At 51.2% G+C, this 20,663-nt stretch carries 23 protein-coding genes and 1 riboswitch; of the genes, 19 read left to right on the top strand and 4 right to left on the bottom strand.

The genetic code is table 11. The annotated features are described in order from the left end of the window. Positions 1-6 precede the first annotated feature (6 nt). From lptE to lipA, 12 genes are all read left to right on the top strand, one after another. Positions 7-561 carry an LPS assembly lipoprotein LptE gene (lptE, locus tag NXT09_RS14150; RefSeq protein ID WP_039356450.1) on the top strand — a complete coding sequence of 185 codons (555 nt, stop codon included), beginning with the start codon at positions 7-9 and terminating at the stop codon, positions 559-561. Beyond that, complete coding sequence (gene holA, locus NXT09_RS14145) at positions 558-1,583, top strand: DNA polymerase III subunit delta (RefSeq protein ID WP_268580093.1); 1,026 nt, start codon at positions 558-560, stop codon at positions 1,581-1,583. Before lptE ends, holA begins: the two co-directional genes overlap by 4 nt. Then, a complete protein-coding gene (nadD, locus tag NXT09_RS14140; protein ID WP_268580092.1) occupies positions 1,550-2,239 on the top strand; it encodes a nicotinate-nucleotide adenylyltransferase in 690 nt (229 codons plus the stop codon). The genes holA and nadD overlap by 34 nt, the downstream gene beginning before the upstream one ends. A gap of 194 nt (positions 2,240-2,433) precedes the next feature. Next, a complete protein-coding gene (rsfS, locus tag NXT09_RS14135; protein WP_010284049.1) occupies positions 2,434-2,751 on the top strand; it encodes a ribosome silencing factor in 318 nt (105 codons plus the stop codon). A gap of 1 nt (position 2,752) precedes the next feature. Beyond that, positions 2,753-3,223 carry a 23S rRNA (pseudouridine(1915)-N(3))-methyltransferase RlmH gene (rlmH, locus tag NXT09_RS14130; protein ID WP_005976291.1) on the top strand — a complete coding sequence of 157 codons (471 nt, stop codon included), beginning with the start codon at positions 2,753-2,755 and terminating at the stop codon, positions 3,221-3,223. Positions 3,224-3,256: 33 nt separating this feature from the next. After that, complete coding sequence (gene mrdA, locus NXT09_RS14125; RefSeq protein WP_205552638.1) at positions 3,257-5,161, top strand: peptidoglycan DD-transpeptidase MrdA; 1,905 nt, start codon at positions 3,257-3,259, stop codon at positions 5,159-5,161. Positions 5,162-5,170: 9 nt separating this feature from the next. Continuing rightward, positions 5,171-6,283, top strand: coding sequence for a peptidoglycan glycosyltransferase MrdB (gene mrdB, locus NXT09_RS14120; protein ID WP_039356439.1), 1,113 nt, complete (start codon positions 5,171-5,173; stop codon positions 6,281-6,283). Positions 6,284-6,296: 13 nt separating this feature from the next. After that, positions 6,297-7,421, top strand: a complete 1,125-nt coding sequence (rlpA, locus tag NXT09_RS14115) for an endolytic peptidoglycan transglycosylase RlpA (RefSeq protein WP_268580091.1) — start codon at positions 6,297-6,299, stop codon at positions 7,419-7,421. 166 nt (positions 7,422-7,587) lie between these two features. Beyond that, positions 7,588-8,799, top strand: coding sequence for a D-alanyl-D-alanine carboxypeptidase DacA (gene dacA / locus NXT09_RS14110; protein WP_205552642.1), 1,212 nt, complete (start codon positions 7,588-7,590; stop codon positions 8,797-8,799). Positions 8,800-8,949: 150 nt separating this feature from the next. Then, the gene (gene ybeD, locus NXT09_RS14105; protein ID WP_005976281.1) at positions 8,950-9,213 is read left to right on the top strand and encodes a DUF493 family protein YbeD; all 264 of its coding nucleotides are present in this window, start codon (positions 8,950-8,952) and stop codon (positions 9,211-9,213) included. A gap of 160 nt (positions 9,214-9,373) precedes the next feature. After that, entirely contained in the window at positions 9,374-10,057 is a 684-nt protein-coding gene (gene lipB / locus NXT09_RS14100) for a lipoyl(octanoyl) transferase LipB (RefSeq protein WP_268580090.1), read from the top strand. Between the two features lie 227 nt (positions 10,058-10,284). After that, entirely contained in the window at positions 10,285-11,250 is a 966-nt protein-coding gene (lipA, locus tag NXT09_RS14095; RefSeq protein WP_010284032.1) for a lipoyl synthase, read from the top strand. 82 nt (positions 11,251-11,332) lie between these two features. Here the strand turns inward: lipA and tatA are convergent, their stop codons facing one another. After that, positions 11,333-11,530, bottom strand: coding sequence for a Sec-independent protein translocase subunit TatA (gene tatA, locus NXT09_RS14090; RefSeq protein ID WP_268580089.1), 198 nt, complete (start codon positions 11,528-11,530; stop codon positions 11,333-11,335). Between the two features lie 247 nt (positions 11,531-11,777). Then, positions 11,778-11,882: riboswitch (Fluoride riboswitch) on the top strand. Between the two features lie 85 nt (positions 11,883-11,967). On the opposite strand from tatA, the gene crcB reads away from it, so the two are divergent. Further along, positions 11,968-12,351: a fluoride efflux transporter CrcB gene (gene crcB, locus NXT09_RS14085; RefSeq protein WP_268580088.1), complete on the top strand. Its 384-nt coding sequence runs from the start codon at positions 11,968-11,970 to the stop codon at positions 12,349-12,351. Between the two features lie 65 nt (positions 12,352-12,416). On the opposite strand, the gene cspE is transcribed toward crcB, so the two are convergent. After that, positions 12,417-12,626 (bottom strand): transcription antiterminator/RNA stability regulator CspE, encoded by a 210-nt coding sequence (gene cspE, locus NXT09_RS14080; protein ID WP_005976270.1) that lies wholly within the window; start codon positions 12,624-12,626, stop codon positions 12,417-12,419. Between the two features lie 217 nt (positions 12,627-12,843). On the opposite strand from cspE, the gene NXT09_RS14075 reads away from it, so the two are divergent. Together NXT09_RS14075 and NXT09_RS14070 are read left to right on the top strand one after the other, a co-directional pair. Then, positions 12,844-13,551: an aspartate/glutamate racemase family protein gene (locus NXT09_RS14075; protein WP_268580087.1), complete on the top strand. Its 708-nt coding sequence runs from the start codon at positions 12,844-12,846 to the stop codon at positions 13,549-13,551. A 389-nt stretch (positions 13,552-13,940) separates the two neighbouring features. Then, a complete protein-coding gene (locus NXT09_RS14070; RefSeq protein WP_268580086.1) occupies positions 13,941-15,827 on the top strand; it encodes an autotransporter domain-containing protein in 1,887 nt (628 codons plus the stop codon). Positions 15,828-16,047: 220 nt separating this feature from the next. On the opposite strand, the gene ypfM is transcribed toward NXT09_RS14070, so the two are convergent. Beyond that, positions 16,048-16,107, bottom strand: a complete 60-nt coding sequence (gene ypfM, locus NXT09_RS22590) for a protein YpfM (RefSeq protein ID WP_137739554.1) — start codon at positions 16,105-16,107, stop codon at positions 16,048-16,050. 233 nt (positions 16,108-16,340) lie between these two features. Between ypfM and NXT09_RS14065 the strand changes: the two genes are divergently transcribed. The 4 genes from NXT09_RS14065 to NXT09_RS14050 are packed head-to-tail and all read left to right on the top strand — an operon-like array spanning position 16,341 to position 18,712. Then, entirely contained in the window at positions 16,341-16,718 is a 378-nt protein-coding gene (locus tag NXT09_RS14065) for an ArsC family reductase (RefSeq protein ID WP_268580085.1), read from the top strand. A 1-nt stretch (position 16,719) separates the two neighbouring features. After that, positions 16,720-17,847 (top strand): succinyl-diaminopimelate desuccinylase, encoded by a 1,128-nt coding sequence (dapE, locus tag NXT09_RS14060; protein WP_268580084.1) that lies wholly within the window; start codon positions 16,720-16,722, stop codon positions 17,845-17,847. Further along, positions 17,844-18,518 (top strand): M15 family metallopeptidase, encoded by a 675-nt coding sequence (locus tag NXT09_RS14055; protein WP_268580083.1) that lies wholly within the window; start codon positions 17,844-17,846, stop codon positions 18,516-18,518. The genes dapE and NXT09_RS14055 overlap by 4 nt, the downstream gene beginning before the upstream one ends. A 2-nt stretch (positions 18,519-18,520) precedes the next feature. Further along, complete coding sequence (locus tag NXT09_RS14050; protein WP_205552656.1) at positions 18,521-18,712, top strand: YpfN family protein; 192 nt, start codon at positions 18,521-18,523, stop codon at positions 18,710-18,712. 93 nt (positions 18,713-18,805) lie between these two features. Here NXT09_RS14050 and NXT09_RS14045 read toward each other — a convergent pair whose 3' ends face one another. Next, the gene (locus tag NXT09_RS14045) at positions 18,806-20,476 is read right to left on the bottom strand and encodes a methyl-accepting chemotaxis protein (RefSeq protein WP_268580082.1); all 1,671 of its coding nucleotides are present in this window, start codon (positions 20,474-20,476) and stop codon (positions 18,806-18,808) included. Between the last annotated feature and the right edge of the window lie 187 nt (positions 20,477-20,663).

The raw sequence follows: 20,663 nt of genomic DNA, 5'->3' as shown, positions 1-20,663 counted from the left end.
GGAACTGTGCGACATCGTCTATTCACGTTGTTGCTGGGGCTGGCGGTGTTAATCACCGCTGGCTGCGGTTTTCATCTGCGCGGCACGACACAAGTGCCTGCGCAGTTACAGACACTGGTGCTCGACAGCAGCGATCCTTATGGTCCGCTAACGCGTGCAGTACGTGAGCAGCTCCGTCTCAGCGATGTGAAAATCGTTGATGATGCGACACGTCAGGATATCCCGTCTCTGCGGGTACTGGGCTCAAGCGAAACGCGCGATACCGTCTCTATTTTTCAGGACGGTAAAACAGCGGAGTACCAGATGGTGCTAACGTTGCAGGCGCAGGTGCTGATGCCGGGTGAAGATATTTATCCGCTCAGCGTGACGGTGTTCCGCACGTTCTTTGATAACCCGCTGGCGGCTCTGGCGAAAGATGCCGAACAAGACATCGTTCGTCAGGAAATGCGTGAGCAGGCTGCCCAGCAGTTGGTGCGTAAGTTGCTGACCATCAACGGTAGCCAGGAAGTCAAAAATCGGCTGCAGTCCACCGATTCAACGACTGCCGCCACGCGTTCATGATTCGGCTTTACCCCGAACAACTCACCGCGCAGCTCCATGAGGGGCTGCGCGGTTGTTATTTGGTCTTTGGTTCAGACCCGCTCTTGCTGCAGGAAAGTCTCGACAGCATCAAACGGGTCGCTCAACAGCACGAATTCAGCGAGCATTTCAGCTTCATCCTGGATCTTCATACCGACTGGGATGCGATTTTCAGCACCTGTCAGGCGCTCAGCCTGTTCGCCTCGCGCCAATCGCTCTTACTGGTTTTGCCGGAAAATGGCCCAAACGCCGCGATGGGTGAAAATCTGGTTAAGCTCGCTGGATTATTGCACCCCGATATTTTGCTGATTCTGCGTGGTCATAAGCTGACCAAAGCGCAGGAAAACAGCGCCTGGTTCAAAGCGCTGGCGCAAGACAGCGTCTATATCAATTGTCTGACGCCGGAACAGGCACAGCTCCCTCGCTGGGTTGCTCAGCGTGCCAAAACCATGAAGTTGACGCTGGATGAACAGGCCACTCAGCTCATTTGCTATTGCTATGAAGGCAACTTGCTCGCGCTGTCTCAGGCGTTAGAGCGGCTGGCGCTGCTTTATCCCGATGGCAAGCTGACCCTGCCGCGTGTCGAAAGTGCAGTCAATGATGCCGCTCACTTCACACCGTTCCACTGGCTTGATGCGCTGCTGGCAGGCAAAGGCAAACGCGCCTGGCACATTTTGCAGCAGTTAAAACAGGAGGATTGCGAACCTGTCATTTTACTGCGCACGCTACAGCGTGAACTGCTACAGCTGCTGGCGCTAAAGCGGCGCATGTCAGACACGCCGCTGCGTACGCTGTTCGATCAGCAAAAAGTGTGGCAAAACCGGCGTGATCTGCTCACTCAGGCACTACAGCGGCTTTCTCTTCAACAGCTACAGCAGGCCGTACGATTGCTAACGCAGGTGGAAATAACCTTAAAGCAAGACTATGGTCAGTCCGTTTGGTCTGAACTGGAATCGCTTGCCATGCTTTTGTGCGGCAAAGCCTTGCCGGAGGCATTCATCTGAATACGTCACCCGCAGCGCCATCCCTGACCGCGTTTTTTGGCGGCACGTTTGACCCGATTCATTACGGTCACCTTCAGCCAGTGACCGCACTGGCAAAGCTCGTGGGGCTGACTCAAGTCGTCCTGATGCCCAATAACGTTCCGCCGCACCGGCAGCAGCCCGAAGCCAGTTCCCGGCAGCGTTTTCATATGGCTGAGCTGGCCGTGGAAGGCAACCCGCTATTTACCGTGGACGATCGTGAACTGCAACGGCAAACGCCCTCCTACACCATCGATACGCTGGAAGCGCTGCGGGCAGAGAAAGGCCGAGATGCGCCGCTGGGCTTTATCATCGGGCAGGATTCGCTGCTCACGCTGCACCACTGGCACCGCTGGCAAGATCTACTCAGCGTCTGCCATTTGCTAGTATGTGCTCGGCCCGGCTATCGCTCGACGCTGGAAACGCCCGAATTACAGCAGTGGCTGGACGATCATCTGACGCACACGCCGGACGATCTTCATCAACAACCGCAGGGACGGATCTTTTTAGCAGACACGCCGCTGGTCACTATTTCCGCCACGGACATTCGCCAGCGTCGCCAGCAAGGTCTGGACTGTCGCGATTTATTACCTCCCGCCGTGCTCAGCTACATCGACGAAAACGGCCTGTACCAATAACACCGCTTTTCCTGCCCATCAGCCACGGGCTTTATACCACTCGGGAAAAGTGCGTGATATACTCCGCGGCTGGTTTCAATCACCGGGAAAAGCGGAAATTCTCGGCAATTACTCGGTGATTCACCTTTTTCCTAAACAATTCAGCGCCACACGCGTTCGTCAGTTGCTGACAAAACGCCATTGAGGGGGAACCTTTGCAAGGCCAAGCACTCCAAGACTTCGTTATTGATAAGGTCGATGACTTAAAAGCCCAGGATATTGTTGCACTTAACGTGCAGGGTAAGTCCAGCATCACCGATTACATGGTTATCTGTACGGGTACCTCTACGCGTCATGTCGCTTCTATCGCCGATCACGTCGTGCAGTCTTCACGCGCCGCGGGTCTGATTCCACTCGGTGTCGAGGGCGAAAGCGCTGCTGACTGGGTTGTTGTCGATTTAGGTGACGTGATGGTTCATGTCATGCAAGAAGAAAGCCGTCAGCTGTACGAATTAGAAAAGCTGTGGGGCTAGTATGAAACTGCAACTGGTCGCCGTTGGCACCAAAATGCCCGACTGGGTGCAGACTGGTTTCACCGATTATCTGCGCCGTTTCCCAAAGGACATGCCTTTCGAATTACTCGAAATTCCGGCGGGGAAACGGGGTAAAAATGCGGACATCAAACGCATTCTGGAGCGCGAAGGCGAACAGATGCTAGCCGCAGTAGGCAAAGGCAACCGCATTGTTACGCTGGACATACCAGGGACTCGCTGGGAGACGCCGCAGTTGGCGCAACAGCTAGAGCGCTGGAAACAGGACGGGCGCGACGTCAGCTTGCTGATTGGCGGGCCAGAAGGACTTTCGCCGGAGTGTAAAGCCGCAGCAGAACAAAGCTGGTCACTCTCGCCATTAACGCTGCCGCACCCGCTTGTTCGTGTACTGGTGGCAGAGAGCCTGTACCGTGCATGGAGCATTACGACTAATCACCCTTACCATCGGGAGTAAGGCGATACGATGAAACCTGTGAAATAACGCTGGATGAAAGTAGAACGTAAACCCTTTCGTGATTATACGGCTGAGTCCGCCCTGTTTGTGCGCCGTGCTTTGGTAGCCTTTCTGGGCATTTTGCTGCTTTCCGGTGTATTAGTCGCTAATCTTTATCATCTGCAAATTGTGCGCGTTGATGATTACCGCACACGTTCTAATGAGAACCGCATTAAGCTGGTTCCTATCGCGCCCAGCCGCGGCATCATCTATGACCGTAACGGCACCCCGCTGGCGCTGAACCGCACTATCTATCAGTTAGAACTGGTACCCGACAAAGTCGACAATCTTAAAGATACGCTCGAAGCCCTGCGCCCCGTCGTCGATCTGACCGATGACGATCTGGAAAACTTTGAAAAAGAGCGTAAGCGTTCACGCCGTTTTACTTCCATCCCCGTAAAAGCTGGGCTCGATGAGATTCAGGTCGCCCGCTTTGCCGTCAACCAATACCGCTTCCCCGGTGTTGAAGTTAAAGGCTACCAGCGCCGCTATTATCCTTACGGTTCTGCTCTGACGCACGTCACGGGCTATGTCTCCAAAATCAACGATAAAGACGTAGAGCGGCTAACCAAAGAAGAAAAAATTGCCGATTATGCCGCCACACGTGACATCGGTAAGCTAGGTATTGAACGTCATTACGAAGATCTGCTGCACGGCAAGCCTGGCTATGAAGAAGTTGAAGTTAACAACCGCGGCCGCGTGATCCGCCAGCTCCACGAACAGCCACCGCAGGCCGGGCGTGATATTTATCTGACGTTGGACCTAAGCCTGCAAATCTACATCGAGAAACTGCTGGAAGGCAGCCGTGCTGCCGTGATTGTCACCGATCCACGCGACGGCGGTATTCTGGCGATGGTTTCCACGCCCAGTTACGATCCCAATCTCTTTGTCGACGGGATTTCCACCAAGAATTACACAAAACTCCAAAGCGACCCCGATCGTCCGCTGATCAACCGTGCGACACAGGGGATTTACCCCCCCGCCTCCACCGTTAAACCTTATATTGCGGTTTCTGCTCTCACGGCAGGCGTGATAACCACGAACACCAGCCTGTTCGATCCCGGCTGGTGGCAATTACCCGGTTCCGAAAAGCGCTTCCGCGACTGGAAAAAATGGGGACATGGTCGCCTTAACCTCACCAAATCGCTGGAAGAGTCCGCGGATACCTTCTTCTATCAGGTCGCTTATGACATGGGGATCGATCGTCTATCCGAATGGATGAACAAATTTGGTTACGGCGAGAAAACCGGTATCGATATTTCGGAAGAAAGCAAAGGCAATATGCCAACGCGCGAGTGGAAATTAGGACGGTTCAAAAAACCCTGGTATCAAGGGGATACGATTCCGGTCGGGATTGGTCAAGGTTATTGGACCGCAACGCCTATCCAAATGAATAAGGCGCTGGTGACGCTGATCAACGACGGCCAGGTCAAAACGCCGCACCTGCTTTATAGCTCGCGGGAAAATGGCAAGATTGTGCCTTTCCGACAGACAGAGAATCAGCAAATTGGCAACATCCACTCTGGCTATTGGGAAGTGGCGAAGGATGGAATGTATGGCGTAGCTAATCGGCCTAACGGTACTGCCCACAAAAGCTTTGAGGATGCGCCTTATAAAATTGCGGCCAAATCCGGTACAGCACAGGTTTTCGGCCTGAAAGAAAACGAAACCTATAATGCGCACAAGATCGCAGAACATCTGCGTGACCATAAATTAATGGTTGCGTTTGCCCCATATAAAGACCCTAAAGTAGCGATGTCGATTATTCTGGAAAACGGTGGCGCAGGCCCGACCGTTGGCACCATCACCCGCCAGATCCTTGATCATATTCTGCTGGGTGATAACAATACCGATTTACCCAGTGCGCCTCCTGCACCACCGGGTAGCGAGAGTGAGTAACAGACAGTCATGACCGATAGCCAACAAAAGGGATCGTTCTGGGCGAAAATCCATATCGATCTGCCGTTTCTTCTCTGCATCCTGGCACTGCTGGGCTATAGCCTATTTGTCTTATGGAGCGCCAGCGGGCAAGACGTCGGTATGATGGAGCGAAAAGTCGTTCAAATCGTGCTGGGGTTTACGGTGATGATCGTGATGGCGCAAATCCCTCCGCGCGTATATGAAGGCTGGGCCCCCTATCTCTATGTGTTTTGCGTGATTTTGCTGCTCATCGTGGATATTTTTGGGCAAATCAGTAAAGGCGCGCAGCGCTGGCTGGATCTGGGCTTTATCCGTTTTCAGCCGTCAGAAATTGCCAAGATAGCAGTACCGCTGATGGTCGCCCGTTTTATCAACCGTGATATGTGCCCGCCGTCGCTAAAAAATACGGCAATCGCGCTGGTGCTGATTTTTGTCCCTACGCTGCTGGTTGCCGCGCAGCCCGACTTAGGCACCTCGATTCTAGTCGCGCTATCGGGGCTATTTGTGCTTTTCCTCGCAGGTATGAGCTGGCGCTTAATTGGCATCGCCGTCCTGCTACTCGCCGCTTTTATTCCTATACTCTGGTTTTTCCTGATGCATGACTATCAGCGCGCCAGGGTCATGATGCTGCTTGATCCAGAAAGCGATCCGCTCGGGGCCGGGTACCATATTATTCAGTCGAAAATTGCGATAGGCTCAGGCGGTCTATCTGGAAAAGGCTGGCTGCATGGCACACAGTCTCAGTTAGAGTTTCTGCCAGAGCGCCACACCGACTTTATCTTTGCCGTGCTGTCAGAAGAGCTTGGGTTAATCGGCGTGTTGATTCTGCTCGCTATGTATCTGTTCATGATTATGCGCGGCCTGGTCATCGCCGCGAATGCGCAAACCTCGTTCGGTCGGGTAATGGTCGGCGGGCTGATGTTGATTCTGTTTTTCTATGTGTTCGTCAATATCGGGATGGTCAGCGGTATACTTCCCGTCGTTGGCGTGCCGCTGCCGCTAGTCAGCTACGGCGGGTCGGCGCTGGTCGTCTTAATGGCGGGGTTCGGTATCGTCATGTCGATACATACTCACCGCAAACTGCTATCTAAGAATTTATAATACGAGGTGAGCAATGCGTAAGGATTGGCTTTGGGTCGGCGTAGCAACTCTGGCGCTTGCGGCCTGTACCACAACGGAACAGCGGCAGCCTGCGCCGCCCGTGACTCAGGTTTACAGCGGCCCGACGGAAGAGATCGGTGGCGCAGAACCACGTTATGAACCCTACAATCAGGGTACGCTGCAAGACTACAGCATCAAAGGCAAGAGCTATAAGATTGTCAAAAACCCGCAAAACTTTAGCGAGACAGGCTTAGCCACATGGTACGGCGAAGAAGCGAGCGGCAACCGTACGTCAATCGGCGAAACGTTTGATCCTAATGCGATAACCGCCGCCCACCCAACGCTGCCTCTGCCAAGCTATGTCCGCGTGACCAACCTGAGCAACGGTCGCCGTCTGGTTGTACGCGTAAATGACCGCGGGCCGTATACGCCGGGCAGAATTATCGATCTGTCGAAGGCCGCAGGCGATCGGCTGAATATCTCGAACAATACCAAAGTAAAAGTGGACTTCATCAACGTCGCACCAGACGGCACGCTATCCGGTCCCGGAACCGTCGGCACCACCGTCGCGAAGCAAAGCTTCGCCCTGCCGGAACGTCCGAGCTTCGGTGCCAGTGGACTGGGCACACCGATGATGGAAACGACGTCGCCAACGTCCAACAGCGCCGTGCGCCCGATCAGCAATAGCAGCCTGAGTGCACCAGCAGAAAGTACACAGCCGCAGAGCAGCGCGCCGTCGCACAGCGGTGGTTTTCTGGGGGCGCCTTCCGCCCTGCGCGCTGGCGTGGTTGAGTCCAACGTGACGCCAGCGGTAGCGCCATCGTCATCCGCGGCACCAATGAACGTCGCGCCAGCTGCTGCGGCAACGGTTGCCGCTCCCGCGGCTGCGACGCCATCTGCCACGGGTCGCTACGTGGTTCAGGTCGGTGCATTGAGCGATCAACAGCGCGCGCAAACCTGGCAGCGCAGTCTGAGCGAACGCTTCCGCGTGGCCGGGAAAGTCACGGCGAGCGGTGGCCTGTATCGTATTCAACTGGGGCCATTCCAGAATCGTCAGCAAGCCGCTGAACTTCAACAACGTTTGTCAGTCGAAGCTCAGCAGCAGTCGTTTATTACCGCCGCACCCAGCACCCTCTAGTAACAGATAATCGGCAGACTCACGCAGCGAAAACGGCGGCTATGGCATTGAACATACCGCCCTTTTGCAAAATCACGTAACGTAATGTCTGATGCCTGCCTATTTCCCATCTGCTATAGTGTGGCTCGTTTTTTAACTCATACCCACGGATGTTGTTGTTCCAATCATGAATACTGTAAACACGTCTCGTTTTACTAAACGTACTGCGCTTGGCGCACTGCTCGTCATTAGCGCCTCTTCCTTTGCCTATGCCGAAGATATCAATCTTAAAACGATGATCCCCGGCGTCCCGCAAATCGATGCTGAATCCTACATCCTGATTGATTACAACTCTGGGAAAGTGTTGGCAGAAATGAATGCCGACACGCGCCGCGATCCGGCCAGCTTAACGAAAATGATGACCAGCTATGTGATTGGTCAGGCCATTAAATCAGGAAAAATCAGCCCGAACGACATCGTTACCGTCGGTAAAGATGCCTGGGCAACCGGCAACCCGACCTTCCAGGGTTCTTCCCTGATGTTCCTGAAGCCGGGCGACCGCGTTCCTGTCTCCCAGTTAAACCGCGGCATCATTCTGCAATCCGGTAACGATGCCTGCGTCGCGATGGCCGACTACGTTGCCGGCAGCCAGGATGCCTTCGTTAACCTGATGAACGGTTACGTGAAAGCACTGGGGCTGAAAAATACCAATTTTGAAACCGTGCACGGTCTTGATGCGCCGGGCCAGTTCAGTTCGGCACGCGATATGGCCCTGATCGGTCAGGCGCTGATCCGCGATGTGCCAGAAGAATACGCGACCTACAAAGAGAAAGAGTTCACGTTCAACAATATTCGCCAACCTAACCGCAACGGTTTGCTGTGGGATTCCAGCCTGAATGTTGACGGCATCAAAACGGGCCATACGTCATCAGCTGGCTTTAATCTGGTCGCCTCGGCAACAGAAGGCCAGATGCGCCTGATTTCTGCAGTACTGGGTGGACGTAACGCCAAAGGCCGTGAATCAGAAAGCAAGAAACTGCTGACTTGGGGCTTCCGCTTCTTTGAAACCGTCGCGCCATTGAAAGCAGGCAAAGAATTCGCTTCTGAGCCCGTCTGGTTTGGCGACAGCGACCGCGTTGCGCTGGGCGTTGAGAAAGATGCCTACCTGACTATTCCGCGCGGCCGTATGAAAGATCTGAAAGCCAGCTATGTTCTGGACAACACGGAACTGCATGCGCCGTTAGCCAAAAATCAGGTTGTGGGTTCCATCAACTTCCAACTGGATGGCAAAACCATCGATCAGCGCCCGCTGGTGGTGATGAACGAAGTGAAAGAAGGCGGGATCTTTGGCCGCATGATCGACTACATCAAACTGATGTTCCATCACTGGTTCGGCTAATCCCCCTTGTGTGGGGTCAAAACGCCCCCATATAGATACCATCCATAACTCCCGCAGAACGCGGGAGTTATGCTTTTTTAGTATACTGTACTGATGTCAGTGCTAATACCGTCGGAATAATACCGATGTATTACCCTCTCTGGAGCGCAAATGAAAACCAAATTAAACGAACTGCTTGAATTCCCCTGTGTTTTTACCTACAAGGTCATGGGTGAGGCAAAACCAGAGTTAGTCGATCTGGTCGTTGAAGTGGTACAGCGTCATGCGCCAGGCGACTACACGCCGCAGATCAAACCCAGCAGCAAAGGGAATTATCACTCTGTTTCCATCACCATCACTGCGACACACATTGAGCAGGTGGAAACGCTGTACGAAGAACTGGGCAACATCGACATCGTGCGCATGGTTCTGTAAGACATAGAATTCTATGAAACATAGGGTTCTATAAGAATCACGCAGTAAAAAGAACGAGCGGGAAAACTAGCGAATACGGCAGGGTTTTGTGATTTTGTAAAGTGCTGTTCGCTGAGGCTTCCCGCCGTTATAATCCCCCCCACCTTTCCTTAACCTGAAGATGACACACTTGCTACAGGATAAGATCATCGTACGCCAATTTGACGTACAGCCGTATGAACCCGTCTCTCTGGCGATGCATAATTTCACCGACCGACGTGATGATAAAACGCCAGATGAAATCTGGCTGGTTCAGCACCCTCGTGTATTTACGCAGGGTCAGGCAGGCAAAGCCGAACATGTCCTCATGCCCGGTGATATTCCCGTGATTCAGAGCGACAGAGGCGGCCAGGTGACCTATCACGGCCCCGGCCAGCAGGTCATGTACGTGTTGATTGACCTGAAGCGTCGCAAGCTCGGCGTTCGTCAGCTCGTCACCGCCATCGAAAACACCGTGATTGGCACTCTGGCACATTTCCAGATTGAAGCTCATGCGCGCCCTGATGCGCCCGGCGTCTATGTAGGCGAACGTAAAATCTGTTCGTTAGGGCTGCGTATTCGCAAAGGCTGCTCTTTCCACGGGCTGGCGCTCAATATTGCCATGGATCTCTCCCCTTTCCTGCGTATCAACCCGTGTGGTTACGCCGGAATGAAGATGACGCAAATCAGCGATCTGGTACCGGGCGTCACGTTGGATGACACCGCTCCCGTGCTGGTGAACACCTTTTTGCAGTTAGTCGGCTACTCCGCACCCGAATTTGTTTCGTGGAATCTGGACGTTCAGGGTGAGCCGCTTCCTGGGTAATGCATTTCATCCTGTTAATAAAAATCTGTCAGTTAGACGATCGTTTTTTGATAAATTACATTTTATTCACATAATTTCTTCATTTTGATCGCGCAAAGGCTGATTGTGGTTAGGCAAGATGATATAATTTTTATAGTTTTTTAAAAAAAAGTTTAACTAAAAACATAATCCTTTGAATTTGAATTACAAATTTAAAGAAACGATTCAGAACTGGAACTTACGCAAACATGAGTAAACCGATTCAGATCGAACGCGGCGTTAAATACCGCGATGCCGATAAGATGGCGCTAATCCCGGTACGTACCGTCGTCACCGAACGCCAAGAGCTTCTGCGCAAACCTGAATGGATGAAGATTAAACTTCCGGCGGATTCAAGCCGTATTCAGGGAATCAAAGCGGCCATGCGCAAAAACGGGTTGCACTCAGTTTGCGAAGAAGCGTCCTGTCCGAATCTGGCGGAGTGTTTCAACCACGGTACCGCCACCTTCATGATTCTGGGTGCCATTTGTACCCGTCGTTGCCCGTTCTGTGACGTTGCCCACGGCCGCCCGCTTACGCCGGATGCCAATGAGCCTGAGAAACTGGCACAGACCATTCACGACATGGGCTTACGCTATGTCGTGATCACCTCCGTTGACCGTGATGATCTGCGCGACGGCGGAGCCCAGCACTTTGCAGACTGTATCAGCGCCATTCGCCGCAAAAACCCGAGTATCCGCATCGAAACGCTGGTGCCAGACTTCCGTGGCCGTATGGATCGCGCGTTAGAGATCCTGACCGCCACGCCGCCAGATGTGTTCAACCACAATCTGGAAAACGTACCACGCGTTTACCGTCAGGTCCGCCCTGGTGCGAACTATGAATGGTCACTGAAGCTGCTGGAAAACTTCAAGAACGCGCATCCAGATATCCCAACCAAATCTGGTCTGATGGTTGGATTGGGAGAAACCAATGCAGAAATCGTGGAAGTGATGCGTGACCTGCGCCGCCACGGTGTGACGATGCTGACGCTGGGACAATATTTACAGCCAAGCCGCCATCACCTGCCAGTACAGCGCTACGTCAGCCCGGATGAATTTGATGAGATGAAGGCCGAAGCGATGGCGATGGGCTTTACCCACGCTGCCTGCGGTCCATTTGTTCGCTCGTCCTACCATGCTGACCTACAGGCAAAGGGCATCGAAGTAAAATAAGCGCTCATACATATTTACACATTTTTTGTGTGGAATAAAAAACGGACGGCAATAGCCGTCCGTTTTGCTGTGTGAGAGTCGATCAGGGTTCTTTACGAGATGAATCATGCAGCGCTGCCGTATCATCCGTCTTTGCTGGCTGATCGTCACTCATCGCCTTCTTGAAGCCTTTAATCGCCGCACCCAAATCACCGCCGAGGCTACGAAGTTTATTCGTACCGAACAGCAGAATGATTAACGCGCCAATCACCAACAGCTTGGCAATACTGATACCTTCCATACAAACCTACCTGATTTAGATGCTGGAGACGCCAGCGAACGAGAACGATTTTTTATTGAAAATAATTCTTTTACTCTATGTCCTCTATCTAAAACCTTATGCAGCACGACACAATTAGCATCTGTAACAAATTGCATCTATAACAAAGTAAGACACGGCAAAAGCGCTTTCGCCCGCATTCAGATTGCTTTACAACTTTCACCTCGGCATCACTACAAAAATCCCTTCTGACGGCGTAAACTTTCCATACTAAAGCGGAGATGACATTCCTCCCTACCCTCGCGCAGCCAAAACGCTGACAGTCTTAAAAACAGGGTACAACCGCCACTCGGCTAATGATGTCTACGTCCACCTCGCAGAGAGGGCGTAGCGTCCTGCCCAACACTCTCCGAGACCACAAAAACAACTCAGGCAAAACAGCCCAAAGAAAGGTTTCTATGTTTAGTACATTATTCGCAGTATTTATTGGCGGCGGAGTCGGTAGCGTGGCGCGCTGGCAGCTTGGCGTGAAGTTTAACAATCTGTATCCAACGCTGCCGCTGGGTACTCTGCTTGCCAACTTGATTGGGGCTTTTGTTATTGGCGGCGCACTCGCTTTCTTCCTGCGCCATCCTCATCTCGATCAGGACTGGAAAATATTGATTACCACCGGGCTGTGCGGCGGTTTAACGACGTTTTCGACCTTTTCCGCAGAAGTCGTCATGTTCCTGCAAAGTGGGCAGCTTGCGGCGGCGGGGTTACACGTACTGTTGAATCTGGCGGGTTCGCTGCTCATGACCGCGCTGGCGTTTGCTCTGGTCACGTGGGTGACAACACACTGATGTCAGTGTGGAAATTGAAGCAAAAAAAACCCGCCATTGGCGGGTTTTTCACGAAATCGGTATAATTAAATAGCGTTAACGTTAGCAGCTGAAGGACCTTTGGCACCGTCAGTGATTTCGAACTCTACACGCTGACCTTCAGCCAGAGTTTTGAAACCATTGCTCTGGATGGCAGAGAAGTGTACGAACACGTCTTTGCTACCATCTTCAGGAGTGATGAAACCGAAGCCTTTAGACTCATTGAACCACTTAACACTACCTTTAATCTTAGACATCAAACTTACCTTTACATGAATGAAAGACACAAAATCTGTGTCAGGTACAGTACAACAATAGATTGGCCTTTTGTCCAGTTGAAGTTGGATAAAAAGTGATAAAAGTCGCTAAAAATGTATACCGCGCAACTCAGCTGTCCTATTTTAACCCGATGCAGAACGCAGAGAGTTCAGTTCTGACCAATTCATCACTTTTTACGATATGAAGGAAGGCATCATGGTAAGCAAAACGCTGGGTCTGATCGGGGGTATGAGTTGGGAATCCACCATCCCGTATTACCGCATTATCAACGAGTATGTGAAAAGCCAACTTGGTGGCCTGCACTCCGCCAAAATCATCCTGCACAGCGTCGATTTCCACGAGATCGAACGGTTGCAGTCACAAGGCGATTGGGCGCAGTCAGCCGCTGTACTCAGCAATATCGCAGTAGGATTACGTCAGGCGGGAGCGGAGGCGATCGTCATCTGTACCAACACCATGCATAAAGTGGCCGATGACGTTGAACGCGCCTGTCAGCTTCCTCTTTTGCATATTGCCGATGCCACCGGTGCCAGCCTGAAACAGCATAAATTGAAGAAAGTCGGTTTGCTTGGAACCCGCTACACAATGGAGCAGGATTTCTATCGCCAGCGCATTCAGGAACGATTTGGCGTGGAGGTGATAGTTCCTGACCATGAGGGAAAAGAGGCCGTTAATCGCATCATTTACGATGAACTGTGTCTGGGAAACATTAACGACGCATCGCGGCTAGTCTATCGGGACATTATCCAGCAGCTTGAACAGCAAGGCGCGGAAGGCATCATTCTGGGTTGCACGGAGATTCCGCTGTTAATCAGTGCTCAGGATGCGAAGGTTCCTCTTTTTGATACCAGCAGGCTCCACGCAATTGCTGCTGCAAAATTTGCACTTAACCAGCCATCATGATGAATTAATTAGATAAAATAAAATCTATACGCAAACTAATAATAGCCTCTTTTATTTACTCAAGTTTCCTCTTTTCCCAGCGTAACACTGATATCGGCTCCTATGTACAAAGGGCCGATATCAGGCCAGGTAGTTAAAAAGCCAACACCAGCATCTTGACGTATGACGGCCCAATCTATAGCCGTTATGTCCTCCGTAATAAGGAAAACATCGCGGCTAAGATATCTCTCATAGTTTTACATATAAGATATATCCTATATATCGCAACCTCAACGACAATAATCTTCATTCGTTATTATCAACCACCGAAAGCAAACTCCTTATTCTCGATCATCCGTACCCAATTTATTGAATATATTATTTTTTCACAATTCAGGGGGGCAAAAATTATGCGAATCATCCGAAGATTTCTGGCGATTACTAATAACAGCAATAATGCTAATTTCATAAACAGAGTGTTATGGGTGAAATCAAAGGAATTTTTACTATTTATTATTTTTGCATTACTTATTTACACATCATCTGCGGAAGCAGAGACTTTTAACAACACGGTCGTTTTTGGTGATAGCTTAAGTGATGCAGGTAATCTTTCACATGCGTTAGGAATCGGAACATCGAGGTTTACAACTAACCCTGGGGAAACAGCTACGATGTATGTCGCAGATGGGCTAGGTCTGTCGGCAACAGATTCATCCTCAGGAGGAACCAACTATGCCTGGGGTGGAGCCGGTATTGTTAATAATTATTCACTGGGCATTATCTTTTCGCCGACGATTCAATCTCAGGTTAACAATTATATTCAAAGCAATAATATTAACGCATCAACGCTTTATCAGTTCTGGGGTGGTTCCAATGATATTTATGCTATTTATGAATCATCGCCTTCAACTGAAACTATTCAAATCATTCCTGTTGCAAACACTGAAATATCATTACTAAATAATTTATATCATGCAGGAGGGAAATATGTCGTTGTTTATAATCTCACCAACCTTGGCGCAACTCCCGATGCTGCAAGACGCAACCTACAAGAAAAATATCAGGACGTAGCCAATCAATATAACAATACATTAAACAGCGGACTTCGCACGTTGAGTGATAATGGTTTAAACATAATCCCTGTCAATACGTATGGATTGTTGTCTGAAATAATGGCGACGCCATCAACCTATGGCATTATCAACACAACCAGTGGTGCCTGTAACACAACCTCATCACTTTTTTGCAATACAGGAAACTATGCTGGCGGCACAGAATATACCTATCTTTTTGCTGACAATGTCCATCCTACAACGGGTGTCAACAAGATGCTCGCCAGTGTCGTTTTATCTGAAATTTCAGCGCCAGGTAAAATTTCATTACTGAGCAAAGCGCCTCTACAGGCAACAAAGTCGCAGTACAATTTGTTACGTAAAGCGATCCTTACCGATACCTATGGCGGCGATACGCGGGTATTCGCTAGTGGTGATTACCGCCATCAGGCCAACTCAACCGACGATACATTTTCAAGCAGCAGTAATAACCGCTTTGCTTCAGTCGGTGGCGACGTGAGATTAAGTGACAATCTTAACGTCGGAGCGCTGGTCACCGTCTCTAACCAAAAAACGGCGCTTGATGGCGCAGGCTACACATTGTATGACCACAGCGTTGCACTTTATCAGGTCTACCACGCCGACCATCCCTGGATGAGCGCCTTCGTCAATGCTGGTTCTTCTCACTTTGATGATGTTTATCGCACTATTAACATTGGCCCGGCTACGCGCACAGAATCCGGCTCAGTGAAAGGACGTCATTTTGGTGGTGGGATTGATGCTGGCTGGTGGTTTGATCTGGGGACATCCGTCAAAACAGGGCCTTTTGCTCGTCTGGAACGTCAATCCGTTGAGGTAGAAGGCTATCGTGAGCGCGGAAATAACAGCTCGGCCATGTGGTTTTCTGAACAACATCGTAATTCTCTGGTTTCCAGTCTTGGCTGGCAAACTCAGGCCCACTTACTCGTGGCCAGTTTGGACATTAGCCCTTACATCGGGATGGCCTGGAATCATGATTACATGGCCAGTAATGTGCACCCAGTCACCGCAGGATTAAACTCGATGAGTGGTCACTTCACCATGCCAAGTGCGGCTTCAGAAAAAGACTGGGGCGTCGCAGATGCTGGGGTTATGGTTAACCTGACAACCAGTCTGCATACATGGCTGCAATATTCCAATGAGTTTGGTGGTAACCCCAGAAAAGGCAATTACAGCACCAGCGTCGGTCTGGAATACGCATTCTAATCATATTGTTATGTATTATCTGGTAGTAAAGATGACAGCAATATCCTCTTTGGATCGGCAAGATTATGGACGAGACATGAGGAAAGAACGCTACGAATGCGCATGAAGCTTGAGGTATGACGGGGATAGAAAAAAAGCAGTATTGAGAGACTCAATACTGCTTTATTCGTATGATTTTATTCCTGGTATGGTATGCAATGACTAACAGTACTTCTCATTATTATTTACGTAACATTGCTTCAATAAAATCTTTCCAAGTACTTACTTCTACTTCTACCATGCGAACCTCTTGGTGATTAACGGCGACGCATTATATGCACACTTTTTAATCAGGAAAAAGTGTTATGAAAGTATAAAAACTACACTTGTTCACATTTCTGCTACACAGTTCACAGTAGATCTCCCCGCCTTTTTTCGGCATGCTGGGCTATCGCACGATTAAGCTCAGTCAGGCTGTGTTGTCCTGAACAGCAATCGTCATGCAACCCAATAAGCAGAAAGGATTTTATCCCTATGGCGCTGACCATGTACGGCATCAAAAACTGTGACACCATAAAGAAAGCACGCCGCTGGCTGGACGATCAGCAGGTGGCGTATCGCTTCCATGATTACCGTGCCGACGGTCTGGATGAACAGCAGCTGCAGCGTTTTATCGACCAACTGGGGTTTCAGGCCTTACTCAACACACGCGGAACGACCTGGCGTAAGCTCAGCGAAGAATTGCGTGAACAGATCAATAGCGATACCGGCGACAGCGCAGAGGCCGCCAAAAACCTGATGTTGGAACAGCCAGCGGTGATTAAACGGCCGTTGCTGATAACCGATGACGGCCACGCGCTGCTTGGTTTCAGTATCGACAGCTACCAGAAATTTATTGCGGAGAACAAATAACGTGTCTTGCCCAGTCATAGAACTCGCTCAACAGTTAATTAAACGCCCTTCCCTCAGCCCGAATGACGAGGGTTGCCAGGCGCTCATGATTGAACGCCTGACGGCGATTGGCTTTACCGTCGAAGCGATGGATTTTGGCGATACCCAGAATTTCTGGGCATGGCGCGGCACAGGGAAAACGCTGGCCTTCGCCGGACATACCGATGTAGTTCCCAGCGGCGATGAAAGCCACTGGCAGCATCCACCGTTTGACCCCATCATTCGTGACGGCATGCTGTATGGCCGCGGCGCGGCGGACATGAAAGGTTCACTGGCTGCGATGGTGATTGCCGCCGAGCGCTTTGTCGCCGCCCACTCTAATCATCAAGGGCGTCTGGCGTTCCTGATTACCTCAGACGAAGAAGCCAGCGCCGTTAACGGCACCGTGAAAGTGGTTGAGGCGCTGATGGCACGCAACGAGCGATTGGACTACTGTCTGGTCGGCGAACCGTCCAGTACGCATGTTGTGGGTGATGTGGTAAAAAATGGTCGTCGTGGTTCTATCACCGCGAATCTGCGCGTACACGGCGTGCAAGGGCACGTTGCATATCCTCATCTGGCGGACAACCCCGTTCACCGTGCAGCGCCGGCGCTTAACGAACTGATCGCAACCGAGTGGGATCAGGGCAACGCCTTCTTCCCGCCGACCACGATGCAAATCGCCAATATTCAAGCAGGCACCGGCAGCAATAACGTCATCCCCGGCGAGCTGTCTGTGCAGTTCAATTTCCGCTTCAGCACCGAATTGACGGATGTGTTAATCCAGCAGCGCGTGGCTGAATTACTGGATCGCCACCAGCTTAAGTACACCATCGACTGGAAGCTCTCCGGCCAGCCATTCCTGACCGCACGCGGCGAGCTGGTCGATGCCGTGGTGAATGCCGTCAAGCATTACAACGAGGTCACACCAGAGCTGCTGACCACCGGCGGCACCTCCGATGGCCGTTTCATTGCCCGCATGGGCGCGCAGGTGGTTGAACTGGGCCCCGTGAACGCCACGATCCATAAAGTGGATGAATGCGTCAGCGCGGCAGACCTGCAACTGCTGAGCCGCATGTATCAGCGCATTATGGAGCAGCTCATCGCATGATGACGCCAGCTACGTTAACCGGTAAAAGCGACCAGCATCTGGTCGCTTTACAGGGTCGTCATCGTCTTCAGCCAGAGGCGGTAACCGCGTTTCTGGCGCTACAGCAGGCGGCAAAAACGGCAGGATTTAACCTACAGCCAGCCAGCACGTTTCGTGATTTTGAGCGCCAGCGTCAGATCTGGAATGGCAAATTTCGCGGCGAGCGTCCCGTCATGGATGCCAACAGCCAGCCGCTGGATGTGTTATCTCTGGACGAAGGCGAGCGCTGTGAAGCGATTCTGCGCTGGTCCGCCATGCCCGGTTCCAGCCGCCACCATTGGGGCAGCGATCTCGATATCTACGATCCCGATTTATTACCCGCAGGCTGCTCGCTCCAGTTGGAGCCGTGGGAATATGAAGAAGGTGGTTACTTTGCCGCTCTGAACGCGTGGCTGAGCGCGCACATGCATGAATACGGTTTTTATCGACCTTATGCGCACGATCTCGGCGGTGTCGCAGCCGAACTCTGGCATATCAGCTATTATCCATTAGCACAGTATGCGGAAGAGCAGCTTACACCCAACCTCATCCTTGCCGCCTGGCAAGATGAAGACATTGCAGGCTACCACTGGCTCAGCCAGAACTTGCCGCAGCTGTTTACCCGTTATATTCATAATGTTGATGAGGCGTAACCATGGCATGGCTGGCTGATTACTGGTGGATAATTCTGATTGTCCTGATAGGCATGCTGATTAACGGCATCAAAGAATTGCGCAACGTTGACCATACGCGTTTTCTGCTCAATAAACCGAAATTGCCCCCACATCGTGACAACAACGACAAGTGGGACGATGAAGACGACGACTGGCCGAAGAAAAAACCCTGATACCTATCATCGTCAAACCGCCTGCAGCGCGAGGCTTAGCTCGCGTGCAGGCGGTTTGGATGCTTACTCTTCCGTTAAAAACGTTTACTTCCGCTAAAACGTTTCCCAATTCGCATTCGACGGCCCGGCATGAGCGGGTTTAGGTAACAGCGATTTTGGTAATGCAGCAAGCGAAGGCGCGCGCTCGGCACGATGTTCCTGCTCTGCTGCCTGATTAATCTTGAACACCGCCACCGCGTTTTGTAAATATCTGGCCTGCTCTTCCAATGCTGCGGCGGCAGATGCGGACTCTTCCACCAGCGAGGCGTTTTGCTGAGTAACGCGATCCATTTCATTGACCGCCTGCCCAACCTGATCGATTCCCCGGCTCTGCTCATCGGACGCCGAGGCGATTTCCCCCATGATATCCGTTACCCGGCTCACCGCACCGACGATTTCTTTCATCGTGTCACCCGCGTCTTTCACCTGCAAAGAGCCGGTAGTGGTGCGGCTAACCGAATCATCAATCAGCGATTTTATCTCTTTAGCGGCCTGGGCACTGCGCTGTGCCAGCGTTCGCACTTCACCCGCCACGACGGCAAATCCTCGCCCTTGCTCCCCGGCTCGTGCTGCTTCTACCGCCGCATTCAGCGCCAGAATATTGGTTTGGAAGGCGATGCTATCAATCACGCTGGTAATGTGGGCGATTTTTTGTGAGCTGTCGGCAATCTCATTCATCGTTTTCACGACATTATCGACGACAGTGCCGCCTTTATTGGCCGTCTCCGACGCATTTTTTGCCAGCAGCGTAGCCTGACGTGCGTTGTCTGAGTTCTGCTTCACCGTCGAGGTCAATTGCTCCATACTGGCCGCCGTTTCCTGTAGCGATGCGGCCTGCTGCTCCGTGCGCGAAGACAGATCGTTGCTGCCCACCGAGATTTCACTGGCCCCAGAGTGGATAGAGTGGGAACTGTCGCGCACCAGACTCACGGTACGGATTAATGACTGCTGCATATGATGTAGCCCCGCCGCAAGCTGGCTCATCTCATTGCGGCCGGTCGTATCAATAGGGTGCGTCAGATTGCCCTCGGCAATCGCGCTGATATGCCGCATGAGCGTACGCAGCGGATGCAAAAGAATACGCTGCAACCCGATCCAACTGAGGATAATCACCAGCACGACGACGATGGAAAGTGCGCCCAGAAGCCACAGCATCGTTTCAAATGCAGCGTGGTTTTCCTGTAGCCCGTCATCCGATAGCTGGTTTTGTGCCGCCCGCCACGTAATATAGGCGTCCTGCATGGCCACGTTCAGCGGCGTGGCACCGCTACTCAATTTCATCGCCGCCCCTGCTAACCCACCGGAAAGCGAATCCACAATATCATTTAGTAGCTTGTCGTAAGCGGTATAGCTCGCCTCAAGTTTTTTGGATAATGCTTCATCCAACCCAGGCGTATTAGGCAGAGACAAATAGTGTTTATAACTACTCTCTGAGGCGGCCAATTGCGATTTTGCTTGCTGTAAAAGAGCCTGCATAGCCTCTTTATCCGCATTCCCCATCATCATGTTTTGTATAATAGAACCGATAGCGATGCGCGTCTGATTCATCATAATCCATGCATCAGTAAAGGCAGCGACATTCTGGTTAGAGCGTTGAGAAACAAGGAATCCTTCTCTATCGTTAATCAGTGCACGAACGGATAACGCCCCAGTTAAAAACTGAGATATCCCCAATACAAACAATAAGATAACAAGGATGGTAATGACTTTAATTCGTTTAAACATGGCACACCCTCTTTTTCCATAAGGATGCGATATTTATATCTGAAAAAATAAGATAAATATTGAACACTCAACACAAATAAAAACATTGCCTATATTATTTAACATTCAAATATGGATTATATTCTTTTTAATATGGATAAATTCTCACTCCTAAAAATAGAGCCTCTACTTTGAATAAAGAAATTAA

The organism is Pectobacterium jejuense, from assembly GCF_026800125.1.
GTDB lineage: Bacteria > Pseudomonadota > Gammaproteobacteria > Enterobacterales > Enterobacteriaceae > Pectobacterium > Pectobacterium jejuense.
The sequence above is the reverse complement of the archived record's forward strand: the minus strand, read 5'-3'. Positions and strand labels throughout refer to the sequence as shown.